Origin of the sequence: Virgibacillus siamensis (assembly GCF_039522605.1) — a bacterium.
GTDB classification, from domain to species: Bacteria; Bacillota; Bacilli; order Bacillales; family Amphibacillaceae; genus Lentibacillus; species Lentibacillus siamensis.
Genome location: NZ_BAAADS010000012.1, coordinates 139,105 through 163,797, shown reverse-complemented (window position 1 = coordinate 163,797; position 24,693 = coordinate 139,105). Strand labels below are relative to the sequence as shown.

Genomic DNA, 24,693 nt, shown 5'->3' with positions numbered 1-24,693 from the left:
TGCATTATCCACATCTACAAAATTTTATAATTTCCTGGACAACAAAAAAGCATGTATTGATTAATATTATTCAATACATGCTCTTACAGGATTTACTTCCAACCAAACCTCATAAACAACCCATATATATTTCTATGCTTTTAACTCCTCAAGTCGTGCTTTTACTTTTGCTTGCTTTTCTTTATAATCCCGTTCTTTTGTTCGTTCTTCCTCAACAAGTGCCTCTGGTGCTTTATTTACAAATCCTTCATTCGCAAGTTTCTTTTGAACACGGCCAACCTCTTTGTTCCATTTATCGAGTTCCTTTTCCAGACGACTGATTTCTTTATCAAAATCGATCAGACCTTCAAGCGGCAGGAACAGCTCGGCACCTGTTACAACGGCTGACATTGCTTTTTCAGGAGCATCCACGGATGTACTAATGGATAACTCGCTTGGGTTACAAAAGCGTTCAAGATAATGACGGTTGTTGTCCAATTCTGCTTTGATTTCAGGATTTTCCGTCTGGATTAACAGCTTGATTTGTTTTGACATTGGCGTATCCACTTCAGCGCGGATATTACGAACTGACTTAATAATGGAAACGAGACGTTTCATTTCTTCAGCAGCCGCTTCATCATGGAAATCTTCCCGCACTTCCGGCCATGCAGCTATCGTAATCGATTCACCCTGGTGTGGCAGCTGCTGCCAGATTTCTTCTGTAATAAATGGCATGTATGGGTGCAGCATGCGCATCGTCTGATCCAGTACATAAGCCAGAACCGATTGAGTTGTTTGCTTCTGCTTTTCGTCATCACCGTATAATGGCAGTTTAGCCATTTCAATATACCAGTCGCACAACTCATCCCAAATAAAGTTATACAGATACCGGCCTGCTTCACCGAATTCATATTTATTCGTATTCCTCGTAACCTGTTCAATGGTTTCATTTAACCTTGTTAATATCCATTTATCTGCCAATGACTTTTCACCGGACAAGTCAATATTCTCGTATGTGAAGCCTTCCATATTCATTAAGGAAAAACGGGAAGCATTCCATACTTTATTGGCAAAATTCCAGGTTGATTCAATTTTTTCCCAATGAAAGCGCAAATCCTGACCGGGGGTGGAACCGGTTAAAAGGAAATAGCGCAGTGAATCAGCACCATACTTATCAATGACATCCATTGGATCAACACCATTACCGAGCGATTTACTCATCTTTCTGCCTTCCGCGTCACGAATCAGCCCATGAATCAGCACATCTTTAAACGGACGTTCATCGGTAAATTGTTTTGATTGGAAAATCATTCTTGCTACCCAGAAGAAAATAATGTCATACCCTGTTACAAGAACATCGGTTGGAAAATATCGTTTGAAATCCTTCGTATCTGCTGGCCATCCCATCGTGGAAAATGGCCACAATGCAGATGAAAACCACGTATCCAATACGTCTTCATCCTGCTCCCAATTTTCAATATCCTGGGGCGCTTCCTTGCCTACGTACAACTCATTTGTTTCCTTATGGTACCAGGCCGGAATGCGATGTCCCCACCATAACTGCCGGGAAATACACCAGTCACGGATATTTTCCATCCAATGAAGATACGTTCGCTCAAACCGTTCCGGAACAAAGTTAACTTTCCCTTCGCCTTTTTGCAAGTTGATAACTGCATCAGCTAATGGCTGCATATTAACGAACCACTGTGTTGATAAATATGGTTCAACTATTGCACCACTTCGCTCAGAATGTCCCACCTGGTGCGTATGATCTTCTATTTCGAATAAAACACCCTGCTCCTGCAGATCGTTTACAATTTGCTTCCGGCATTCGAATCGGTCAAGCCCTTTATATTGACCGGCATTTTCATTCATCGATCCGTCCTCATTCATAACGAGGATACGTTCAAGGTTGTGCCGGTTTCCAATTTCAAAGTCATTCGGGTCGTGTGCCGGAGTAATTTTAACTGCACCAGACCCCAATTCCATATCCACATAATCATCCGCTACAATTTCCATTTCACGTCCAACAATCGGCAGTACAACGGTTTTTCCAATCAGATGCTTGTAACGGTCATCTTCCGGATGTACAGCAACGGCAGTATCTCCTAGCATTGTTTCCGGGCGCGTTGTTGCGATTTCAATCGACTCATCACTGTCCTTAATTGGATAGCGCATATGATAAAATTTACCCTGAACTTCTTCATAAATAACTTCAATATCAGAAAGTGCTGTTTTCGTATCCGGATCCCAGTTGATAATGTATTCGCCCCGATAAATTATCCCTTTTTCATACAACGTTACAAAAACTTCGCGGACTGCTGCTGATAAACCATCATCCAATGTAAAACGCTCCCGGGAATAATCAAGGCCCAGGCCAAGTTTTTCCCACTGCGAGCGAATAAAATCAGCATATTCTTCCTTCCAGTCCCAGACTGTATCCAGAAATTTTTCACGTCCGAGGTCATAACGGTTTTTACCTTGCTCTTTCAATTTCGCTTCTACCTTGGCCTGGGTTGCAATTCCCGCATGATCCATTCCTGGAAGCCACAGTACATCATATCCCTGCATGCGTTTCATTCTGGAGATTGTATCCTGCATGGTTGTATCCCAAGCATGGCCCAAATGCAGCTTACCGGTAACATTCGGAGGCGGAATAACAATTGAAAATGGCTCCTTTGCCTCATCTCCCGTAGCTTCAAAAAACTTCCCATCAACCCAGAACCGGTACCGGCCCTTCTCAATTTCCTGTGGGTTATACTTCGATGACATCGATGTTTTCGGTTCATCACTCATTTTACCTGCCTCCTTGTCAAGATATTAAAAAAATCCCTTTCATCCATATAAAAAGGACGAAAAGGATTTATATTCCGTGGTACCACCTTTGTTCACAAACGAAAGTCTGTGCACTTCATTTATGGGTAACGGCCAATAGCCGGCACTCTTCTATTTAGTAAGGAACTGTTCAAAGAGGCTGCATCAAGGGCGACCTTCCAAAATAATTAACCTGGGAAACTTTCACCAGCTGTTTCCCTCGCTGCAAAGTAACTATTCTGTACTCTTCCCTGTCACTGCATTTTACTATTACATTTTATTTTATCGGTTATGTCCAATAAAATCAACTGTTTTGCCCTCGTTAACCGGCCACTTTTTCCTTGTTTTATAAAAATTTGAAATAAATTGAAGTCATAGTCGATCGTTTTGGATGTAAATGCACAAGCGGACGATGGTTAATCATATACTATTAAAAAGATACGAAAGAAGTGATCATTATGGCACGATATTATCGTTACCGGCTGCCTCCCTGGGCCAGGAAATGCATTATCATTTGTGAAAGAGTTACACTCCCAATTCTGATTTTCCAATTAATCCGGACCTTATTTTTCCCAACAACATTTGATGTATTCCTGCTTGGGATACTGGTCGGTATATTTATCGCGTTTTATCTTGAGTGGATCTAACTGTCATCCGTAATGTCACCAGTACTATGTGTTTCCAGCCACTTTGAACAATATAATCCGAATTTGATTTGACGAAATGAATTTTCAAGTTGCTTCGTTTGGTGAACCATTGTATCTTCAGAGGAACGGTCATGGTAATCGGCAATCGTCTTTATGTAATGTTGCGGATTCAACGCGGATATAGCGAGCAAGTGCATCTCCTGCTGTTTCAGTGGATTGCCTGAATTATAAACGGAAAAACAGTCCATTAATTTTTCGGGGGAATAATAGTCATAGCGTACATGGTGACTGAAAAATTGGTTTAAATCAGTTGTTGCATTATCATAAAAAGCATTTTCCCAGTTTATTAAGTAAGGTCGGTCCCCGTGTAATGTGTGTGATTCATTCAAGTTCCCATGACACAGACTATAACTCCATTCACTCGTATCATCTAGTTCAGAACAAAATTGTTCAATTTTCCAGTCCAGTTCCTGAAATCCGTCGTTTAATAGACGGTAATGGGTACAAACTTGTAATTCGAACGGTGACATGAACCGGTTTTGTTCAAACATTTCCACATAGTTCAATAAATCCTGATGCATTGCGGAACATTGCCTCCGGTAGTTGGAAAATGTTTTAATAATTGGTGCTGTCTCCACCCGATAGGCCTTTTTTGTTTTGGCGTGTACTTCGGCAATACATTCAGCCATTATTCGTATGACTTCCATATCATCTTTCAATTTATTTGGAATCCACGGGGACAGATAGCAGATATCATCATTTTGTATTGTGTACGGGGCGGAATGCTTGGTTAAGTATACAGGAAGTATCGATTCTATATTATATTTAGACGCAAGGCGATACGTATCCTTCCATACGGATAACGCTTGTTTATTCATACCGCTTTGTTTTAACGCATATTTTTGCCGGCCGGTACCCACCTGATATAAACGGTCCGTTACCTTCGTGAAATCATCCGGGTACACGTTGTATGCACTGATTGCTTTACTAATGCTTTTCATTACATTTCACCACCAAATAATGGAAACTTTAAAACCATTGACTATACTGCAATAATATCCAGCTGCAAGCAACAACCCCTTACTGCAGCAGCAAGGGGCATCAGAATTCTAATTTTTTCGATATGGAATATACAGTAATTGTCCCTCTTTCAGATCCTCGTTACTCAGACGGTTCCGTTTCAACAATTGTCCGGCAGATATTTGATACCGGTCAGCTATTGTTTCAACCGTATCTGTCTCCTGAACAATACATAAGCGCATACTTGTATATTGTTCCCCTTCCTCGGTCCGAAACACATCTGCCAGATAGCGTACATCTTCCAGATCCTCTGTTTGTGTTTCCGATGTTTCTGACGAATCGGCAGTTTCCATAATTTCAACATCCGGTGCAGTATCTTCCTGCTGGCTATCCTTCTTTGTTTCCTCGTTTGTTTCCTTATTAAAAAATTCCGCGAGAGACTGGGATTTTTTCTTCTTCCAGCGCTCCTCTTCTTCCTCGGTTTCATTCGCCGGTTCTTCCTCTGGCATTTGCGGAAGTTCAGAAGCAAAATCTTCTGAAGCATCAGATGCCATTTCTTCATCGTTTGCTTTTTCTTTTATGTCAAACTCAAATGTTTCATCCTCCCGCTGCAGAAAAGCTGTTTCTTCTTTCTCATGGATGGTGGATTCCTGCTGCGGATTATCAATTCCATGAATTTCAACCGTTGAGCTTAACTTCATCTGGGTCTGATTCGGTATTTCATAATCAAAAGATTCAATATCAACGGTAATTTCGTTTAAATCGTTAACCCTATTAACAGGAACAGAGATTTCAACCGGGAACCTGTGTAGAAACTCTGATTGATCATCTTCCAATTCCACAACTTTCTCAACATACCTCTTGGAATGATAATCATCCAGATTATAAGTCTCATCATTCTCTTCTGTAAGCGGAACCCGCTTATAAGTACCATGGAGTTCAATAACTCCCCTAATTGAAATATAGTCATGAAACGGCTGGATGGAGATGTCCGGTTCCAGTGAAACTCCCATAATCTCTGAAACTTCCTGTCCTTTTTCAAAATAAAGTGATTCATTCAAATCAAAACGAAACACTGCTTGATCATCAGTCAAGTGAATTCCTCCCTTCAACATATATTCCATATGCTTATATGTCTTATTCATCTATATGAAACATATTCTGCAGTTATTCATTTTGCTGAAATAATTAACCCACTTTAAAAATATCTTTGTAAGATTATCAAAGATAAAACACGTGAATTAGCAGCAATTAGTAACGGCATACGGCGGGTTTTGGGTTTTGTTCAGCGGAGCCATACTCTCATTCGGCGGGGTCATGACCATGTTTGGTGGATTCAAGGAATTCAGCGGCTGGTAATTTTCAGGACAATATAAAAGGCTACCCCGTACTGGGATAGCCTGAATACGTAACGGTATTATTTTTCGATTGCTTCAAATGCCTTGCGGACTGCTGCGATTGTTTTTTCAATATCTTCATCCGTATGGGCGGTTGATAAAAACAACCCTTCAAATTGTGATGGGGGGAGGAAAATTCCTTCGTCAATCATGCTTCGGTAGTATTGTGCAAAATAATCAAGATTAGAGGTCTGGGCTGTTTCAAAATTGATTACCGGCTGATTTGTGAAGAAAAATCCGACCATTGAACCTGCTCTATTGATATGGAGCGGAATGTCAAAGTCGATTGCTGCCTGTTTATATCCTTCGACCAGTTTATCTATTTTTTCGCTTATCTGCTCGTAGGACGACTCATCCATTGCACGCAATGTTTCGTAACCGGCTGTCATTGCAAGCGGATTTCCTGACAACGTACCAGCCTGGTAAATTGATCCGGTCGGGGCAACCCTTTCCATAATTTCCCGTTTACCGCCATATGCGCCTACTGGCAGTCCACCGCCAATTACCTTTCCAAGACATGTTAAATCAGGTGTAACACCGAAGAATCCTTGTGCACAATTATAGCCGACACGGAAACCAGTCATTACCTCATCAAAAATAAGCAATGAGCTATTTTCTTCAGTGACCTTCCGTAATTCCTGCAAAAAGTCTTCCTGTGGCGGAACAACTCCCATATTGCCTGAAACCGGTTCTACTATTACTGCAGCAAGCTGATCGCCAAATTGCTCAAATGCATAGCGAACACTTTCTATGTCATTATAAGGAACAGTAATCGTATTCTGGGCAATCGATTCAGGAACACCCGGACTATCCGGAAGCCCAAGTGTAGCCACACCAGACCCTGCTTTAATCAGAAGCGAATCCCCGTGCCCGTGATAATTACCTTCGAATTTTAAAACCTTGTCACGTCCTGTATATCCCCGTGCAACACGGATTGCACTCATCGTAGCTTCTGTACCAGAGTTTACCATACGTACCATTTCAATGGATGGAACTCGATCAATCACCAGTTGTGTGAGTTTGTTTTCAATTATTGTCGGTGCACCAAAGCTCGTACCTTTTTCCACTGTATCCTTCAGACTGGTTACAACGCGGTCATCCGCATGTCCCAAAATCAAGGGCCCCCAGCTTAATACATAATCAATATACTCATTTTTATCGATATCGACAATTTTTGATCCTTTACCTGACTCCATAAAAACAGGTGACATGCCAACCGATTTGAATGCCCGTACAGGAGAATTCACTCCTCCAGGCATGAGATCAACTGCTTCTTTATACGCATCATGTGACTTGTCAAAGCTCATTTACCATCACCTCAACACTATAATATTTTATTCACCAAGCCATTTGGCTACATCTTTGGCAAAATACGAAATAATTAAATCTGCCCCCGCCCGCTTCATCGCGGTCAGTTTTTCGAGAACTAATTCTTTTTCATTAATCCAGCCATTTTGTGCTGCTGCCTTAACCATGGAATATTCACCACTGACATTATACGCAACAACAGGTGCATTAAAATTGTTTTTTACATCGCGAACAATGTCAAGATACGACATGGCTGGTTTCACAATTAGAAAATCGGCTCCTTCTTCCATATCGGACTCCGCCTCCCGTATTGCTTCAAGGCGATTGGAGGGATCCATCTGATACGTTTTGCGGTCTCCAAACTGTGGCGTACTGTCCGCGGCGTCACGGAAAGGTCCATAAAATGCTGAAGCGTATTTAACAGCATAAGACATAATCGGAACGTTCGGATATCCTGCCCCGTCCAACGCATGTCGGATAACTGTTACAAACCCATCCATCATGTTGGAAGGAGCAATAATATCAGCGCCTGCCTCGACCTGTGATACAGCTGTTTTGGCAAGCAATTCAAGTGACGCATCATTGTCCACATCATGGTTATGAATGACGCCGCAATGTCCATGTGATGTATACTCGCAAAGACATGTGTCAGCAACGACAAGCATCCTTGGCACTTCGCGTTTAATGAGCCGGGTGGCTTCCTGGACAATCCCGGTGTCAGCGAATGCTCCAGTGCCCTGCTCATCTTTCTCTGCAGGCACACCAAACACCATGACAGCCTTTATCCCCAGTGACTGCAGTTCTTCCATCTCTGCCTTCACATAATCAAGCGATACTTGAAAAACACCTGGCATGGACGGTACTTCTTTTTTAATATCATTTCCTTCCACAACAAAAATCGGATAAATAAAATCATCCATTTGCAGCTGTGTTTCACGAACCATTGACCGCATTGCTGCTGATGAACGCAATCTTCTGTGACGCTTAAAATCATATTTATCTGTCATCTGAACCTATCCTTTCACTGCAATATAATCACTCATACATTGTACCATTCCATCAATTGTAAATTCATCCGGTCTTAAAATATTTTCAAACCCTGATTCCTTCGCATGGTCACTGGTTGTCGTCCCAATGCAGACATAAACACTGCCCTTTTGTACGCGCCCTTCATTCATTTCCAAAAATGCATCAACTGTTGATGGACTTGTAAACGTAATGAAGTCCATACTGTCCCCGGCTAGCGCCCTGCTTAAATGTTGCTTGCTCCCGTATTCAAACAACGATTCATATACAACCACTGTGTCGAACCGAATACCCTGCTCAGTGAGCCATTTAGGCAATATGTCTCTCGATTTCGTTCCCTGGACAAGCAGCATCCGGCTGTCATTCAAGCTGTCTTGTTCAAGAAATTCATTTGTCATAGATTCAGCGTTATATGTGGTGGGAATAAAATCAACCCGGTATCCATAGTCTTCCAGTTTACCAGCTGTTTTATTGCCCACCGCTGCAATTCTGGTTTCATCTTTGATTGTTTTCCAGCCATCACGTTTAAAAAAACAGTCAACACCGTTCGCGCTTGTAAAAAAAATCCAGTTGTATGTTGTCACACCGTCAAGAAGCTGCCTCGTACTATCATTCTCCATGCATGAAATTTTTAACAGGGGAACTTCAACAGGTATGCCGCCAGCTTGTAAAACTTTTTCGGAAAATTCCCTGGCCTGTTTTTTTTCCCTGGTAATCAATATCTTCTTTCCATGAAGAGCAGCCGACATTAGTTATCCAACTCCTCTTTTACAGCATCGACAATATCCTTGGCGCCCCGGCTGATCATTTTTTCGGCAGCTTCCTTTCCAACTGCTGTCGGATCGTTACCACGCACTTCCTCTTTCAAAATAGTTTGACCATCCGGCGTTCCTACCATTGCTGTTAAGACAATCTCATCGTCATCCATCCGGGCATGACCGCCAATTGGCACCGAACAGCTTCCTTCTAGCAAATTCAGAAAAGTACGTTCCGCCTGAACCGTTGTCGTGGTCAACGAATCATTAATGACGCTCAAAAGCTGATGAAGTTCTTTGTCGTCTTCACGGCACTCGATGGCCAATGCACCTTGACCAACTGCGGGAACACATACATCGGGTTCGAGATATTCGGTGATAAGTTCTTCACTCAAACCAACACGTTTTAAACCGGAGACTGCCAGAATGATTGCGTCATAGTCCTCTTCTTCCAATTTTCTTATCCTTGTTTCGATATTCCCGCGAATCCATTTCACTTCCACATCCGGCCGGGCCGCCAGAATCTGTGCCTTTCGCCTGAGACTGCTCGTCCCGACAATTGCACCTTCAGGCAGATCTTTTAATGCAACATTATCCTTTGAAATATATGCATCCCGGTGGTCTTCCCGGACAGGAACTGTTGAAATATTCAGACCCTCAGGCATTTCGGAAGGCATATCTTTCATGCTGTGAACGGCAAAATCTATTTCCTTGTTATACATCGCCTGTTCAATTTCTTTAACGAATAAGGCCTTTCCGCCTACTTTCGATAAGGTAACATCCAGTATTTTGTCACCTTTTGTTACAATCTTTTTCACTTCAAATTCATTTTGAACACCAGCTTTTATTAACTGCTCTACCACCCAGTTTGTCTGGGTTAATGCCAAATTACTCTTTCGTGATCCGATAACTATTTTTCGCATTGGAATCCTCCTAAAGAAAACTATTAAAATGGAAATTGGAAAGTACATTAAATAAAAAGAAATTAACTAACAATATTAAAAATGCCGCAGTACTGTACATGGAAATGGATTTGCCCTGCTGACCCTTTCCAAGCCGGAGAAACAGGTACAAGATATAGACTGCTAAAACGAACAGCGATCCGATCGTCTTCATGTCAAACCAGTAAAATTCGGCATTTGCGACATATGCCCAGACAACGCCAAGGATAATAGCGATTGTAAGAAGGGGAACACCCAATGTTACGGCAATAAACGAAAAAGAATCCAGCCGCTGCAGGTCTCCCAGTCTCCACATCCAGTTGAGACCTTTCTTCTCTTTCAAAAATTTATATTGAATCAAATACATCAACGAAAAAAGAAACGATAATGTAAAAAAGCCATAGGAAACAATCGCCAGGGTAATATGGGTTATCAGTATTTCGTGCACAAGTTGAATTCCCTGATCCTGCAAGTATGTCTGTGCCCTCGTAGAAACATACAATAGAAAGACAAAAAAACCAACCAGATTGGTAAAAAAGAGAATAAACTGCACCCGGAACAACCGGTTGATAATTACGGAAAACGTCACGAGAACCCATGCATAAAAAAACAATCCATCATACAGGGTCAGAACAGGGAAATTGTTTTCAAAAAAGATATTTGTTACGAGAAAAATTGTCTGAAAAAGCCACACCATACTAAGTAACCAGAAGGCAATCCTGTTTGCCCTCCGGTTACGCTGAATAAAATCTATAAAGTATCCAACCAGACTTAATCCGTAAATAATTAGAATAATTTCATAAACCCATTTTGATTCAAGCATAATTGGAATCCTTTCACTTTACTGTGCTAGGGTTATTTTCTGATACACGAAAGGATACACTATCCGTTTTCATTGAATTTTTTTGTGTCTGCTTAACTGTTTCTTCTTCCACTTCAGACTCAATACCAAAAATCCGTACAAATAAATCCAGTGACTCATCGCTATTCTTTTCTGCTGCCAGTTCTTTCGCCTGTGTAACTGGTTCTTTCAGAAGCTGATTAATGATGCTCTTCGTATGCTTGTTCAGGACCTTTTTCTCGCGTTTACTTAATTCAGGCATTTTCCGTTCAATGCTCTTCATTGTCTCTGCCTGGATTGACAATGCTTTCTGCCTAAGCGCTGAAATAACTGGAACAACGCCAAGCGTCTGCAGCCATTCATTAAACTGCACAATTTCAGCTTCCAGCATAACCGCAATTTTTTCCGCTGCCGTTTCTCGTGCTCTCAGATTTTCGTCCACAATATGCTGTAAATCATCTATATCGTACAGGAATACATTATCCAATTCACTAATCGCTGCATCCAAGTCCCTTGGTACGGCAATATCCACAAGAAACAGCGGTTTTCCTTTGCGTTTCTTTTGAATTGAATTAATTGTTTCTTTTTCCAGTACTACAGAGTCAGATCCGGTTGAACTGATTAAAATATCAGCATCCTGAAGAATTGCATGTAACTTGTTCATTTGTTCCGCTTTCGCCTCGAATTTCACTGCCAATTCTTCTGCTTTTGCATATGTCCGGTTAACAACTGTGATGCGATTTGCTCCTGAACCGCGAAGATTTTTTGCTGCCAGTTCACCCATTTTTCCGGCACCAAGAATAACAACATGCTTTTTCTGCAAGTCACCAAAGATTTTTTTGGCAAGTTCAACAGCTGCATAACTTACTGATACAGCATGCTCACCGATTGCTGTATCTTTATGAGAACGTTTTGCAAAAGTAATTGCCTGTTTAAACAGCTCATTAAATACCGTTCCAGTTGTCCCCATCGTCTGTGCAGTTAAAAATGATTGTTTCACCTGACCAAGAATCTGCGTTTCGCCAAGCACCATGGAATCAAGACCAGTCGCAACACGCAAAATGTGCTCAATCGCACCATCACCTTCTGATATTTTCAAGTATGAGGTGAATTCGTCCTTGTCTATTTGGAACCAATCTGCCAAATATTGTTTAATGTAATAACGTCCTGTATGAACCTGGTCCACTACCGCATAAATTTCTGTACGGTTACAAGTGGAAACAATCACATTTTCCAATATACTTTTTTGCTCATTTAATAACAGCATTGCTTTATCCATTGATTCTTCGGAAAAAGTAAGCTTCTCCCTTATTTCTACAGGGGCTGATTTGTAATTAATTCCGACTTTAAGTATGTGCAAAGTAATACCCCCAAAACGTTTAAACATTCATTGCCTATTATAACATGAACAGCTCTGTCTATCGTCAAAAATTGTGAACAGACTGAAACAAAATGATAAGATAATTCGTATATCATGTAGTATAACTCGTTTGTACTCTATCATACGGATTTATCAGAAGCAAACAATCTGACTACTGTACAACCACCACGAAAAGGGGCTTTGACATGAAAAAACGAAATACATTCGCTGCATATTTGTTAATTGGGGTGGGTATCTTTTTTCTGCTTCGCAAACTGGAAATACCAATTATTACCGACTTTTATTCATGGCCAACATTATTGATTATTATTGGCTTGGCATTGCTGCTATACAGTTACACAACAAACGATTATCAGCATTTGTTCAGCGGAACCTTAATTCTTGGAATCGGCATCCATTTCCACGGGATGACACACTACGAATTCTGGATCGATCACTGGGCTGTCTACTTGCTTATCGTGGGTATTGCCTTTATTGTAAGAGCAATTCGGACGAGAAAAGGGTTTGTAATGGGAGTTATTCTGATTGGTCTGGCAATTATGTTCATTTTCTCATTTAAGTTACCGGGGAAGTTCGATTGGGTTTATGATATTACTGCAGTTTTGGAATCCTTTTGGCCATTATTTTTAATTGGACTTGGAGTTTATTGGTTGAAAAAGAAAAAATGAACCTTCCATCATTAATACTGGAAGGTTCGTTTTTTTATGATTAAATATACTGCTTTAAATTACTCCAGGCAGCATCTTTTCCTTCGCCGGTTTCGGCTGAAAATGGAATCACAACATCTTCTGCTTCCATTTCCAGCACCTGCCTTGTACGGTTCAAATAATTTACCCGCTTGCCTTTTGCAATCTTATCCAGTTTCGTGCCAATAACGATAACAGGAAGATCATAGTACTTTAGAAAATCATACATCTGCTGATCATCCCTTGTTGGTTCATGGCGTATATCAGTAATCAAGACAACTGCTCTTAACATTTCCCTAGTTTCAAAGTACTCCTCCATCATATGTCCCCATTTTTCCCGTTCCTTTTTAGAGACCTTAGCGTATCCATAACCTGGTACATCAACAAAATAGAAAGACCGATTAATCTTATAAAAATTCAATGTTTGCGTCTTTCCAGGTTTTGATGAGGTCCTGGCAAGATTCTTCCGATTAATCAATTTGTTGATAAATGAAGATTTCCCAACATTGGACCGACCAGCAAGGGCAATTTCCGGAATATGTTCAGATGGATACTGTTTCTTGCTTACTGCACTAATCACAATTTCTGCATCAGTTACTTTCATTTTTCTCCTCCATCAGCGCATGCTTCAATACTTGGTCCAGATGATTAACTTCAATAAAAGTCAGATCGTCCCGGACACTTTTCGGGATGTCTTCAATATCTTTTTCATTTTCTTCCGGAATGATGATTGTTGTAATACCAGCCCGATGTGCACTGAGTGACTTTTCTTTTAAGCCGCCAATCGGCAACACACGTCCCCTTAGTGTAATCTCACCAGTCATGGCAACTTCCTTCTTAACAGCTCTGCCGGTCAACGCCGAAACAAGTGCAGTAGCCATCGTAATACCTGCTGACGGACCATCTTTTGGTGTCGCACCCTCAGGAACATGGATATGAATATCGTACTTCTCATAAAAATCGGAATCGATATTCAACTCATCCGAACGTGAACGGATATAACTAAAGGCTGCTTGCGCCGATTCCTGCATTACATCTCCAAGTTTACCGGTAAGTGTTAACTTGCCTTTGCCCGGATAATGAGAAACTTCAATTGACAGCGTATCGCCGCCCGCTGCAGTGAAAGCCAGCCCAGTAGCTGCTCCCACCTGATTGCGCTCTTCCATTTTTCCGTAGCGAAACAGTGGTTTGCCAAGTAAATCTTCAATACTTTTTTCCGTTACAATTACACGCTTCTTATCACCTGATATAATTATTTTGGCAGCTTTACGGCAAATTGTTGCAAGCTGGCGTTCAAGCCCGCGGACTCCCGCTTCCCGCGTGTAGGTGCGGATCAACTTCAATAATGCATCATCACGTACCTGCAAATTCCCTTTTTTTAAGCCATTTTCCTTCAATTGTTTTGGCAGCAGGTGCTCTTTTGCAATATGCAGTTTTTCCACTTCAGTATACCCCGCAATGGAAATGAGTTCCATCCGATCTAATAGCGGTCCCGGTATATTGTTAACATAATTCGCTGTTGCAACGAACAGCACGTTGGATAAATCATATGTTTCCTCAATAAAGTGATCACTGAAATTACTGTTTTGTTCGGGATCCAAAACTTCCAGCATTGCAGAAGATGGATCGCCCCGGAAATCACTGGCCATTTTATCGATTTCATCCAGTAAAAAGACTGGATTAACTGTCTCAGCTTTTTTCATCCCTTGAATGATTCTACCTGGCATAGCACCAATATATGTGCGACGATGCCCGCGGATTTCCGCATCATCACGGATACCACCAAGTGAAATGCGGACAAAATTACGATTGATTGATCTTGCAATCGATTTTGCCAATGATGTTTTTCCGACACCTGGAGGTCCGACTAAACACAGAATCGGGCCTTTAATGGACTTGGTCAGCTTTTGGACAGCGAGATATTCCAAAATCCGTTCTTTGACCTTTTCAAGCCCATAATGATCTACATCCAGAATTTCCTGGGCTTTGTCAATTTCAATGGTATCCTGTGTTTTATTTGTCCACGGTAATGCCAAAAGCCATTCGATATAATTCCTGATTACGGAACTTTCCGCGGAACTTTGCGGGACTTTTTCATATCGGTCCAATTCCTTCATCGCGACTTCAACAATCCGATCGGGCATGTCTGAGTTTTCGACTTTCTCCCGCAACTGACCAACTTCACCGTTTTTACCGTCCTTTTCCCCCAACTCTTTCTGGATTGCTTTAAGTTGTTCGCGCAAATAATATTCCTTTTGCGTTTTTTCCATGGACGTTTTGACGCGCTGGCCGATCTTCTTCTCTATATCCAGCACTTTCTTTTCATTGGAAATAAGCTTAACAAGATGCTGCAATCGCTGTTTTACATTCACCATCTCCAGTATTTCCTGTTTGTCCTTCAACTTCAGTGAAAGATGTGATGTAACCAGATCTGCAAGGCGGCCCGGTTCATCAATATCGGACACCGTTGCCAGCGTTTCCTTTGTTATCTTTTGTGAAACGTTTATGTACTGCTCAAACTGCCGCAGCAGTGAACGCATGAGGGCTTCTTCTTCATTGTTCTCTCCATGCTCATCAGCTAATTCCTCAATTTCAACCATAAACTCATCTTTTTCTTCGGTAAACCTTGTTATTTGTCCGCGGTTTAAACCTTCAACAAGGACACGAATCGTACCATTGGGAAGTTTCAGCATCTGTTTTACCTTTGCCAATGTACCAATCCGGTAGATGTCTTGCGGGCCAGGATCATCCAGACTGACCTTTTTCTGAGCTGCCAGGAAAATAATCGAATCATCCATCATTGCTTTTTCAAGCGCTGCTACAGACTTGTCCCGTCCGACATCCAAATGAAGCACCATCGACGGCAATACAAGCAGTCCCCGTAATGGCAGTAGCGGCAGCTCTTTCGTTTCGTTTGTCATTATATGTACCTCCATAAAATCTGTAATGGAATATTTATGTATGTTTTATTAGTTTATAAAAATACCGGCTGAATGTAAATGGATTGACTCGCTTTCAACCTTAGTATTACCTGACAACCTTATACTAAACAACATTATTTACATAAGAAAAAGACTGACACCAGCAGCATGCCGAGTCAGCCTCTATGATGTTAAATTTTATTATTCATTATGCACTTTCTTTGGGAATTTCTTTATTGCCTTCTTTTACTGTACCATCTCGAAAGACCAGCTTTGGATTGCCGCCTTCGTTAATCACGGTATCTTTGGTGATGATACATTTTTCAATATCTTCATTCCTTGAAGGCAGATCAAACATAACATCAAGCGTAATGCCTTCAATAATCGACCGTAAACCGCGTGCACCTGTTTTACGCTCAATTGCCTTTTTGGCTATTTCAGTGAGCGCCTCTTCCTCAAATTCAAGCTCCACATCATCCATCTCGAAAAGTTTCACATATTGCTTAACCAGAGCATTTTTTGGTTTTGTCAAAATATCAACAAGTGCTTCTTCGTCCAATGGCTGAAGACTGCCTACCACCGGAATCCGACCGATAAATTCTGGAATAAGTCCATAACGCAACAAGTCTTCCGGTAATACTTTTGTAAGAAGCTCAGATTTATCCATATCCTGCTGTGATTCATTGGCACCGAAACCAATAACCTTTTTACCCAGACGGCGCTTAACAATCTGGTCAATGCCATCAAATGCTCCGCCAACGATAAACAGGACATTGGTAGTATCAATCTGTATAAATTCCTGATGCGGATGCTTACGTCCTCCTTGAGGCGGAACACTTGCTACTGTACCTTCCAATATTTTAAGAAGCGCCTGCTGAACACCTTCTCCGGATACATCCCGTGTAATGGACGGGTTCTCCGATTTGCGGGCAACCTTGTCAATTTCATCAATATAAATGATTCCTTTTTCCGCTTTTTCCACATCATAGTCAGCAGCCTGAATCAGTTTTAATAAAATGTTCTCAACATCTTCACCTACATAACCTGCCTCGGTTAATGATGTTGCATCAGCCATTGCAAACGGAACATTTAAGATGCGCGCCAATGTTTGAGCCAAAAGTGTTTTACCGCTTCCAGTAGGTCCCAGCATAGCAATGTTACTTTTGGCAAGCTCCACATCATCTGCATTTCTCGGTGAGTTAATCCGCTTATAATGATTGTAGACGGCAACAGACAAATTCTTTTTGGCCTGATCCTGCCCTATTACATAATCATTCAACGTTTCACAGATTTCTTTTGGCTTAGGAATTTCTTTAAATTCAGTTTCTTCTTCTGTACCGAGCTCTTCTTCCACAATTTCTGTACATAGTTCAATACACTCATCACATATATAAACGCCTGGTCCCGCTACAAGTTTACGGACCTGATCCTGGCTTTTACCACAAAATGAACATTTTAATTGTCCCTTTTCTTCATTAAACTTAAACATTCAATTCACTCCTAAAAGTTTAAATCTGCCTTTTAAAAATTATCCGATTCACTTCAACTTTTACTTTCATTGTCATCATACCAAATCAAAATAAGAAAACAAAACAAAAACCTTTACTTCATTTACCACTTAATTATGAAGAATCTGGGGAAAAAGTCAAATCATAACCATTGTTGTTTTGTCCTCTTCCTATCCTATGTCACAAAAGCGAATAAGATAACATCGAAAGACTGATTTGCCGGAAACCCTGCTTGCATCCATGCTTGACGGTCAAGGGTGATTTTATTCATAAAATCCCTGGTTTTCCGTGAATAGTGAAACAAGGTGCGAATGATCGCACCTTGTTCCTTTCTTCATTTTTAATTTAAGGCCTCTAATCCATTATCCTTCAATCGTTTTACTGTTATCCACAAGAAATTCGATAGCTTCCTTCATTTTCAAATCTTCTTTAATAGCATCGGTGTTTCCGCCAAGCATTTGCTTAAGCTGTTCAACCTCAGTACCATACATGGACGCCATGTTGCCAAGCTCCTCATCAACATCTTCGTCAGACACTTCAAGGTTTTCAGCATGTACAATTGCTTCCAGAGTAAGATTTGTTTTAACGCGTTTTTCAGCATCATCTTTCATTTGCTCTTTTAACGCATTTTCATCCTGACCGGAAAATTGGAAATACATATCCATTGTCATTCCCTGCATTTGCAGACGCTGTTCAAATTCTTTAATCATCCGGTCAAGTTCCGTATTTACCATTGCTTCCGGAACGTCAACTTCAGCATTATCGGACGCCTGTTCAATCAGTGATTCCCGTTTCTGGTTTTCAGCATCCTGCTTACGTTGCGCTTCCAGTTCTTCTTTTTTCTTTGTTTTCAACTCATCAAGTGTTTCTACTTCTTCATCTACATCTTTTGCAAATTCATCATCAAGGTCCGGCAGTTCTTTCGTTTTAACATCATGAATTTTGACCTGGAATTGTGCTTTTTTACCAGCCAGGTCCTCGGCATGATAGTCTTCCGGGAAAGTAATTTCAATTTCAGTTTCGTCACCTGCTGATTTACCAACCAGCTGCTCTTCGAATCCGGGGATGAATTGTCCCGATCCGATTTCCAATGAATGATCTTCGCCTTTACCGCCTTCGAAAGCTTCACCGTCCATGAATCCTTCAAAATCCATTACAACAGTGTCCCCTTCTTCGACAGTGCCTTCCTCTTTAATGACAAGTTCAGCCTGATGCTCACGCTGATGTTCAATTTCATGATCCACATCTTCATCGGTAACTTCGACGGACTGCTCTTCCACTTCAAGTCCTTTATATTCACCAAGTGTTACTTCCGGTTTAACGATCACTTTGGCAGTGAAAACAAGTGGTTTACCGCGCTCGATTTCTTCAATATCAACTTCCGGTTGTTCAATTGGTTCAATACCGGTTTCTTCAACAGCATTAACATATGCATCTGGAAGCAGAATGTCAACTGCATCCTGATACAGTGACTCAACACCAAATCGGTTTTCAAAAATTTTACGAGGTACCTTCCCTTTACGGAAACCTGGAATCTGTACATCCTTCACCACTTTTTTAAATGCCTGATCCAGTCCTTTTTCAAATTCATCCACACTGACTTCAAATGTCAGTACTCCTTCATTGCCTTCTTGCTTTTCCCATTTTGCCGACATACTATTCCCTCCAAAATCAAAATATCTTTATAATGCCGCATTCACCAATATAAACTAGTATATTTAATGATCAAATTTACAACCATCTCATTATAACATAATTCGAAGTCCTTTCAACAATTATGAACGTATGAAGGTCTATGCCTCCAGAACCGTCAAGTATAATGCTTCACACAGTTGGACTTCTTCAACGAAGTGATTACGTTTTTCATCTGTTTTTTTCTTATTTTCAGTATGTATTTTCATATTTTCTTCCCCTATGATAATCAACGCATCTGCCAGTGCTGCTATATCCTTCTCAGCCGGCATAATCGGATATCGGACATAGCAATATCGGTAAAGCAGCTTTTCAACAAGTTTGTATAAAGATGGATTACGTTGTTCCAGGTCGCTTATAAAGAGCATTGTCCTTTTCATTGCAGGATGCATATTGAGCGGGGTTGTTGCGTTTGGAATAACGGACATATATATATCAAACTTTTGAATTTCAATGGATTCAGAAACATCCACCTCCTGCATCCATGCAAAAATGGCAGTTTTTACCACAGGATGAATCTTATCATTAACAAGAAGCTTCTTTACGGAAGCAACCGGTACAGCACTGATTTTACGCAGCTTTTCAACCAAACTCCATTGGTGCACATGGTTTTCAGCTTTCACGGCTTTCCAAAGTTCATTTATGTACTGTACAGACTTTTCAGTTTTCAATTCACTATTCATATTATAGCTCATATCATAAAGCTGTTGAAATTGTTCGCGAATCATTTCCGGAATCCCCGGCTGTGCAAATTCATATTCCACTTGTTCCATTAATAATGAATATTGATTTGTCTGGAAAAGAATAGTCAGGTAAATATGTACATAATGATAGTAGTTTTCATCATTATTTTTCATTAAATCTTCACACAGTTTCTGCGCTTCATCATACCGATCCAATTCCATCAAACAAATAAGTTTCCCGATCACAATCTCATGATTGTTAATATTATAGCTAATCAGCTTTTCCAGCTTTTCCAGTGCTTCATGATATCGCTTCTCCTTAAGGGCAATTAAACTCTCTTCCTCAAGGGTATCTTTCCATTTTGGAAAAAGAACGACCTTCGTCTGCTTATTATGCATGCATTCACTCCTTTCCAGTATCTATAATTATTCCTTAATTTAATAATATACCCCATATATAATGATATAAACATCAGTAACTTTTGCCTGAATTTGGCGTATACTACGGCTGCGGAACTATCCGTATTACTAGCAATATACACGTTCGATTATCTTACCTACCCTGCAAAATAAGAAAAAAGGAACCTACGAAAATATAGGTCCCTTTTTACGTCCCAGGCAGGATTCGAACCTGCGACCCACAGCTTAGAAGGCTGTTGCTCTATCCTGCTGAGCTACTGGGACAACTTTATGGAGCGGGTGATGGGAATCGAACCCACATCATCAGCTTGGAAGGCTGAGGTTTTACCACTAAACTACACCCGCATGCTTACTTTAATATGTATGCTGAATAAGGATATCAACCGCCGTACTCTCCATTATGAATCCGCATGTTTTTCACGGACAAGAATCATTATATGTACAATGAAAATATTTGTCAATAGTTATTAGCAGAAAAAAAGCTTTTTCATCCGGTAGTAAACCGGATGAAAGTTCCGCTTATTTCAATGATGTATGAATAGAAAGTTCCTCGACAACTTCGCCGGACAATGTGCGAAACCCGACGTTAACATGAGCGGGAGTTTCCCATTCCAAAATCGCATATGTCTTGATATCTCTAAGCCGGGGAAGCCTTATGCTGCCGGGATTAACCAGCAAAAGTTCACCGCTTTTTTCTGCTCCGGCTATGTGTGTATGACCGAAACATACCACATCCGCATCTTCTTCCATCGCCCGGTAGGATATTGTCATCAATCCCCGTTTCACCTGATGTCTGTGTCCGTGCGCCACAAAAAAACGCAGACCGCCAATTTCAACCGTCTGTTCCTGTGGATATCTTGAATCAAAGTCACAATTCCCCGCCACTTTTGTAAATCCTTCGAGTTCCGGTGCATCGATATCCAATTCCGAATCACCGCAATGAATCATTTGAGCATCAGGGTGCTGCTTTTTAATTTCATCCAATTCTGTTGTTAAACCATGACTGTCACTGATAATTAGTACTTTATGCATATTGTAACCCCACAATCTGCTGCTAGAGCTGCTTTATCCATTCTTCCAGTTTCATTATTGCATTACTGCGATGACTGATTTCATTTTTTTTATCAGCCGTGAGTTGTGCCATCGTTTTTCTATAACCATCCGGAATAAAAATAGGATCATAACCAAATCCATTCTCGCCTTTTGGCTCCGAAATCAGGGAACCTTCACAGACCCCTCGTTTAAAAATCGTTTCTTTTCCAGGAATAGCCACCGCAAGTACACAAACAAACCTTGCCTGGCGATTTGCAACGCCTTCCAATTCATGCAGTACTTTTTCCAGATTAGCCTGATCATCTTTAGGTTCACCAGCATACCGGGCGGAAAATATTCCCGGCCGCCCATCAAGTGCATCAACAACCAACCCGGAGTCATCGGCAAGTACCGGCGTATTCATTTTATCAGCAATCTGCTCCGCTTTTAATGCAGCATTCGCTTCAAACGTCGTCCCTGTTTCTTCTATATCTTCCACCGGCTCAATTAAATCAAGCAGTGAAACAGTTTTGATATCATATTTTACAAAAAAACTTCTGAATTCTTCTGCTTTACCAGGATTTTTTGTAGCAACAATGATCTCTTTCATTTTTCCTGTCCCTCTTTCGTCTTTGTTTCTCCTATACGACTTGCCGCATCTCCTATTACATCTTTTTGAACCGCCGTGATATCCTGAACGCCATCACTTGCCAACTCAAGCATCTTCAATAACTGGTCATTCGTAAATGTCGCTTCCTCACCAGTTCCCTGTATCTCAACAAATTCTCCATTACCCGTCATGACGATATTCATATCAACCTGTGCTTCGGAGTCCTCTGCATAATTTAAATCCAGAGCTTCGGTACCATCAGGCAATACACCGACTGATACAGCAGATAAAAAGTCAGTAACAGGCATTTTATTAATGGTTTTATTATCAAGCATCTTACCAAACGCCAATACAACAGCAACAAAAGCACCTGTAATGGAGGCAGTCCTTGTTCCTCCATCGGCCTGAATGACATCGCAATCCACCCATACCGTCCGTTCGCCTATTTTATTTAAATCAACAACCGACCGAAGTGCTCTGCCAATCAGCCGCTGGATTTCCATTGTCCGGCCACTCACCTTCCCCTTTGACGATTCGCGGATATTCCGCTGGTCTGTTGCCCGGGGAAGCATGGCATATTCTGCAGTAATCCAGCCTTTTCCCTGTCCGCGCATAAATGGAGGCACTCTGTCTTCCACACTGGCATTGCAAATAACTTTCGTATCACCAGCTTGAATAAGCACTGACCCTTCAGGATGTTTGACAAAATCCCTGATGATTGTGATTTCACGTAATTGATTATTCTTTCGTTGATCATTTCTCACTTTTAAAAGTCCTCCTTATTCGACCATTCACTAGAGCAATCCTATCATATTTTACACGAAAGAAACATGAAAATACATCCTGTGATAAGGCTTGTCCGTCAATGCAAGGCAGGAGTAAATTAGAAAACCGGGTGGTCCATAACCCATTAGGTGACGGCATTAGTTGCACTTATGCAGTAAGAAAGTTTTATACTTATCTGCCAAAAAGAAAAGGCTGCTTTGCACAGCCCCTTTCTTTTATTCTTATAATTTTTTCGCTGGGACAAACATTTGTGTTGTTACCGGCTCTGTATATGGCTTGCCTTCTTCGTTGAACAGGGTTTCCACATTTTCAACCTTTACTTCAACTGCTTCTACGGTTCCATCACCCGTCAATGTCCTGACAAGTGTTTCCATCACCTTATCAGGTATTACCGCCTTATCACTGTTCTTTAAAACCGATTGACTGAACTTCAATTCAAGAACACCACTGTTGACACTTGGGCTGCTTACCAATTCTGTCTGTTCATTAAATACGTGCTGTAAATTGGTGCTGAAACCTGGACCTTCCACAAGTTCCTGGACCATTGAGCTGTATAGATCATTATCTGCAACGTTAATATATTTGGTAACAGGGACAAAGTATTGATTGTTATCTTTTGCAGCCGGGAAGAACAGTGTGACCGGCTTGCTTTGCATCAGGTCCATCGTTTCTGATTGAACCAGATTAATTCCATTTGCCCGGGAATACCCTTCGCCAATCGGGGTTCCATTGACTGGCATAGCATTCAATGGTTCGCCATTTATTTCCAGCTTTATGGTTTTCACACTGTCAAACTGGGTCAATGTATACGTCATGGCCTGAAGAATTTCGGCTTCATTTTCAGCTTTGTAGTTTTTAAAGTCTTTCGAAACATTTACAATCATCGTTCCGTCATCCTTAAGATTCAACCCCAATACTTCCGTTCCTTGTGGCAAGACTGCCTGGAAACCAGTAGGGAGCAATTGTGTCACTGGACCTTTCTTAACAAGGTACTCCAATGCTTGAGCAGCAACTTCCTTTGAATCAGGGACCGGAAGTTCCAGCGTTTGTGAAGCAACCATACCGTTGGAATCAAGCAAATATAATTGTCTTGAAACTGTTTTGGCCTGCTTCTTATCCGCTCCTTCCTTCGCTTTTTCTTCATCCTTAGCTGCATTTTCCAGATTATTCACGGCTTCGGCATTTTCCTTGGGCGGATCAATCTCCTCATTCTTATTATTTAAGGACTGTTCTCCCTGAAAACATCCAGTCAGTACAATGGCCAGACTTACAGGTATAATTGGCAGCAGGATTCTGCGCTTCTTCATCTCATTCCCTCCCACGATGGTTTGTACTATTATATATACGAGCTCATCGTGAAATTAGACCATTCAATCCATAAAAAAATTGGAATCCCTCCCGTAGAGGAATCCCAATTCAGCAAATTACAGCTTTTTCGATTGTAACTGTTTTAAAATTATTTACCGGCTCACTAAAGATATTCTTGGCAATCCGGCTGAAAATATCCAGTTTTCCGGTTGCATAAAACTGATGCTGTGGCGTTTCTTCACTATTTTGCAAAAGATGGTTGAATTCCAGTATAGTACTCGCTTCCCGGGCGGTTTCCTCACTGGATGAAATAATTGTTACATGATTTCCGATAATCTTCTGGATTGTTTCTCTTAATAAGGGATAATGTGTACATCCAAGAATCAACGTATCAATGTGATTGCTTTTTTTCATCGGATAAAGCATTTCCTTGACAACCATTTCTGCCTGTTCACCATGCAGGATACCTTTTTCAACAAGCGGAACGAAAAGGGGACATGCAAGTGCATTAACCTGAATACCTGCATGAATACTTTTCAGTGCATTCGTATACGCGTGGCTGTGAATGGTTCCCTCTGTACCAATTACACCAACATGGTTGTTATGTGTGAAATTAATAGCAGCTCTTGCTCCCGGTTGTATGACGCCTATAACCGGGAAATTGAGTCTCTGCTGAAGTTCTTCAAGAGCAAATGCAGTAGCTGTATTACACGCCACAACAAGCATTTTTATTTCCTTTTCCAATAAAAATTCAACCATTTCCCAAGTGAAACTTCTGACTTCCTCCTGTGGCCTCGATCCATACGGACATCTCAGTGTATCACCTAGGTATATTAACTTTTCCTTTGGCAGCTGACGCATCAGCTCGTGTGCAACTGTCAGCCCGCCAACACCTGAATCGATAACGCCTATCGCTTTTTCCAACAGTACCGCCTCTT

21 protein-coding genes, 2 tRNA genes and 1 other annotated feature are annotated in these 24,693 nt (G+C 41.1%); of the genes, 2 read left to right on the top strand and 21 right to left on the bottom strand.

What is annotated here, in order from left to right; genetic code table 11:
• Window positions 1–132 precede the first annotated feature (132 nt).
• Complete coding sequence (locus ABD010_RS08905) at window positions 133–2,775, bottom strand: valine--tRNA ligase (protein ID WP_343812214.1); 2,643 nt, start codon at window positions 2,773–2,775, stop codon at window positions 133–135.
• Between the two features lie 49 nt (window positions 2,776–2,824).
• Window positions 2,825–3,060, bottom strand: a binding site (T-box leader).
• 191 nt (window positions 3,061–3,251) lie between these two features.
• Here ABD010_RS08905 and ABD010_RS08900 point away from each other — a divergent pair.
• Window positions 3,252–3,440: a hypothetical protein gene (locus ABD010_RS08900; protein WP_343812212.1), complete on the top strand. Its 189-nt coding sequence runs from the start codon at window positions 3,252–3,254 to the stop codon at window positions 3,438–3,440.
• On the opposite strand, the gene ABD010_RS08895 is transcribed toward ABD010_RS08900, so the two are convergent.
• From ABD010_RS08895 to hemA, 8 genes are all read right to left on the bottom strand, one after another.
• Window positions 3,437–4,441 (bottom strand): hypothetical protein, encoded by a 1,005-nt coding sequence (locus ABD010_RS08895; protein ID WP_343812210.1) that lies wholly within the window; start codon window positions 4,439–4,441, stop codon window positions 3,437–3,439. The genes ABD010_RS08900 and ABD010_RS08895 overlap by 4 nt on opposite strands.
• Window positions 4,442–4,549: 108 nt before the next feature.
• On the bottom strand, window positions 4,550–5,554 hold the full coding sequence (gene spoVID, locus ABD010_RS08890) for a stage VI sporulation protein D (RefSeq protein WP_343812208.1): 1,005 nt from the start codon (window positions 5,552–5,554) through the stop codon (window positions 4,550–4,552).
• Between the two features lie 323 nt (window positions 5,555–5,877).
• Window positions 5,878–7,164, bottom strand: coding sequence for a glutamate-1-semialdehyde 2,1-aminomutase (hemL, locus tag ABD010_RS08885; RefSeq protein WP_343812206.1), 1,287 nt, complete (start codon window positions 7,162–7,164; stop codon window positions 5,878–5,880).
• A 27-nt stretch (window positions 7,165–7,191) separates the two neighbouring features.
• Window positions 7,192–8,172: a porphobilinogen synthase gene (gene hemB, locus ABD010_RS08880; protein WP_343812204.1), complete on the bottom strand. Its 981-nt coding sequence runs from the start codon at window positions 8,170–8,172 to the stop codon at window positions 7,192–7,194.
• A 6-nt stretch (window positions 8,173–8,178) separates the two neighbouring features.
• A complete protein-coding gene (locus tag ABD010_RS08875) occupies window positions 8,179–8,940 on the bottom strand; it encodes a uroporphyrinogen-III synthase (RefSeq protein ID WP_343812202.1) in 762 nt (253 codons plus the stop codon).
• Window positions 8,940–9,869: a hydroxymethylbilane synthase gene (gene hemC, locus ABD010_RS08870; protein ID WP_343812200.1), complete on the bottom strand. Its 930-nt coding sequence runs from the start codon at window positions 9,867–9,869 to the stop codon at window positions 8,940–8,942. Before hemC ends, ABD010_RS08875 begins: the two co-directional genes overlap by 1 nt.
• A 10-nt stretch (window positions 9,870–9,879) precedes the next feature.
• On the bottom strand, window positions 9,880–10,710 hold the full coding sequence (locus ABD010_RS08865; protein WP_343812198.1) for a cytochrome C assembly family protein: 831 nt from the start codon (window positions 10,708–10,710) through the stop codon (window positions 9,880–9,882).
• Window positions 10,711–10,723: 13 nt separating this feature from the next.
• A complete protein-coding gene (hemA, locus tag ABD010_RS08860) occupies window positions 10,724–12,088 on the bottom strand; it encodes a glutamyl-tRNA reductase (RefSeq protein WP_343812196.1) in 1,365 nt (454 codons plus the stop codon).
• Window positions 12,089–12,294: 206 nt separating this feature from the next.
• On the opposite strand from hemA, the gene ABD010_RS08855 reads away from it, so the two are divergent.
• Window positions 12,295–12,777, top strand: coding sequence for a LiaI-LiaF-like domain-containing protein (locus ABD010_RS08855; RefSeq protein WP_343812194.1), 483 nt, complete (start codon window positions 12,295–12,297; stop codon window positions 12,775–12,777).
• Window positions 12,778–12,817: 40 nt separating this feature from the next.
• On the opposite strand, the gene yihA is transcribed toward ABD010_RS08855, so the two are convergent.
• From yihA to racE, 12 genes are all read right to left on the bottom strand, one after another.
• Entirely contained in the window at window positions 12,818–13,399 is a 582-nt protein-coding gene (yihA, locus tag ABD010_RS08850; RefSeq protein WP_343812192.1) for a ribosome biogenesis GTP-binding protein YihA/YsxC, read from the bottom strand.
• Window positions 13,386–15,716, bottom strand: coding sequence for an endopeptidase La (lon, locus tag ABD010_RS08845; protein WP_343812190.1), 2,331 nt, complete (start codon window positions 15,714–15,716; stop codon window positions 13,386–13,388). Before lon ends, yihA begins: the two co-directional genes overlap by 14 nt.
• A gap of 208 nt (window positions 15,717–15,924) precedes the next feature.
• Window positions 15,925–17,205 (bottom strand): ATP-dependent protease ATP-binding subunit ClpX, encoded by a 1,281-nt coding sequence (gene clpX, locus ABD010_RS08840; protein WP_343812189.1) that lies wholly within the window; start codon window positions 17,203–17,205, stop codon window positions 15,925–15,927.
• Window positions 17,206–17,586: 381 nt separating this feature from the next.
• A complete protein-coding gene (tig, locus tag ABD010_RS08835) occupies window positions 17,587–18,879 on the bottom strand; it encodes a trigger factor (RefSeq protein WP_343812187.1) in 1,293 nt (430 codons plus the stop codon).
• Window positions 18,880–19,017: 138 nt separating this feature from the next.
• Window positions 19,018–19,998: a tetratricopeptide repeat protein gene (locus ABD010_RS08830; RefSeq protein ID WP_343812185.1), complete on the bottom strand. Its 981-nt coding sequence runs from the start codon at window positions 19,996–19,998 to the stop codon at window positions 19,018–19,020.
• A 211-nt stretch (window positions 19,999–20,209) separates the two neighbouring features.
• Window positions 20,210–20,283: transfer RNA gene (locus tag ABD010_RS08825), tRNA-Arg, on the bottom strand.
• 7 nt (window positions 20,284–20,290) lie between these two features.
• A tRNA-Gly gene (locus tag ABD010_RS08820) sits at window positions 20,291–20,364 on the bottom strand.
• 174 nt (window positions 20,365–20,538) lie between these two features.
• Window positions 20,539–21,051: a metallophosphoesterase gene (locus ABD010_RS08815; RefSeq protein WP_343812183.1), complete on the bottom strand. Its 513-nt coding sequence runs from the start codon at window positions 21,049–21,051 to the stop codon at window positions 20,539–20,541.
• Between the two features lie 22 nt (window positions 21,052–21,073).
• Window positions 21,074–21,661: an XTP/dITP diphosphatase gene (locus tag ABD010_RS08810; RefSeq protein WP_343812182.1), complete on the bottom strand. Its 588-nt coding sequence runs from the start codon at window positions 21,659–21,661 to the stop codon at window positions 21,074–21,076.
• Entirely contained in the window at window positions 21,658–22,425 is a 768-nt protein-coding gene (gene rph, locus ABD010_RS08805; protein ID WP_343812180.1) for a ribonuclease PH, read from the bottom strand. Before rph ends, ABD010_RS08810 begins: the two co-directional genes overlap by 4 nt.
• 243 nt (window positions 22,426–22,668) lie before the next feature.
• Complete coding sequence (locus tag ABD010_RS08800) at window positions 22,669–23,754, bottom strand: GerMN domain-containing protein (RefSeq protein WP_343812178.1); 1,086 nt, start codon at window positions 23,752–23,754, stop codon at window positions 22,669–22,671.
• A 109-nt stretch (window positions 23,755–23,863) separates the two neighbouring features.
• A complete protein-coding gene (gene racE, locus ABD010_RS08795; protein ID WP_343812176.1) occupies window positions 23,864–24,679 on the bottom strand; it encodes a glutamate racemase in 816 nt (271 codons plus the stop codon).
• Window positions 24,680–24,693 lie beyond the last annotated feature (14 nt).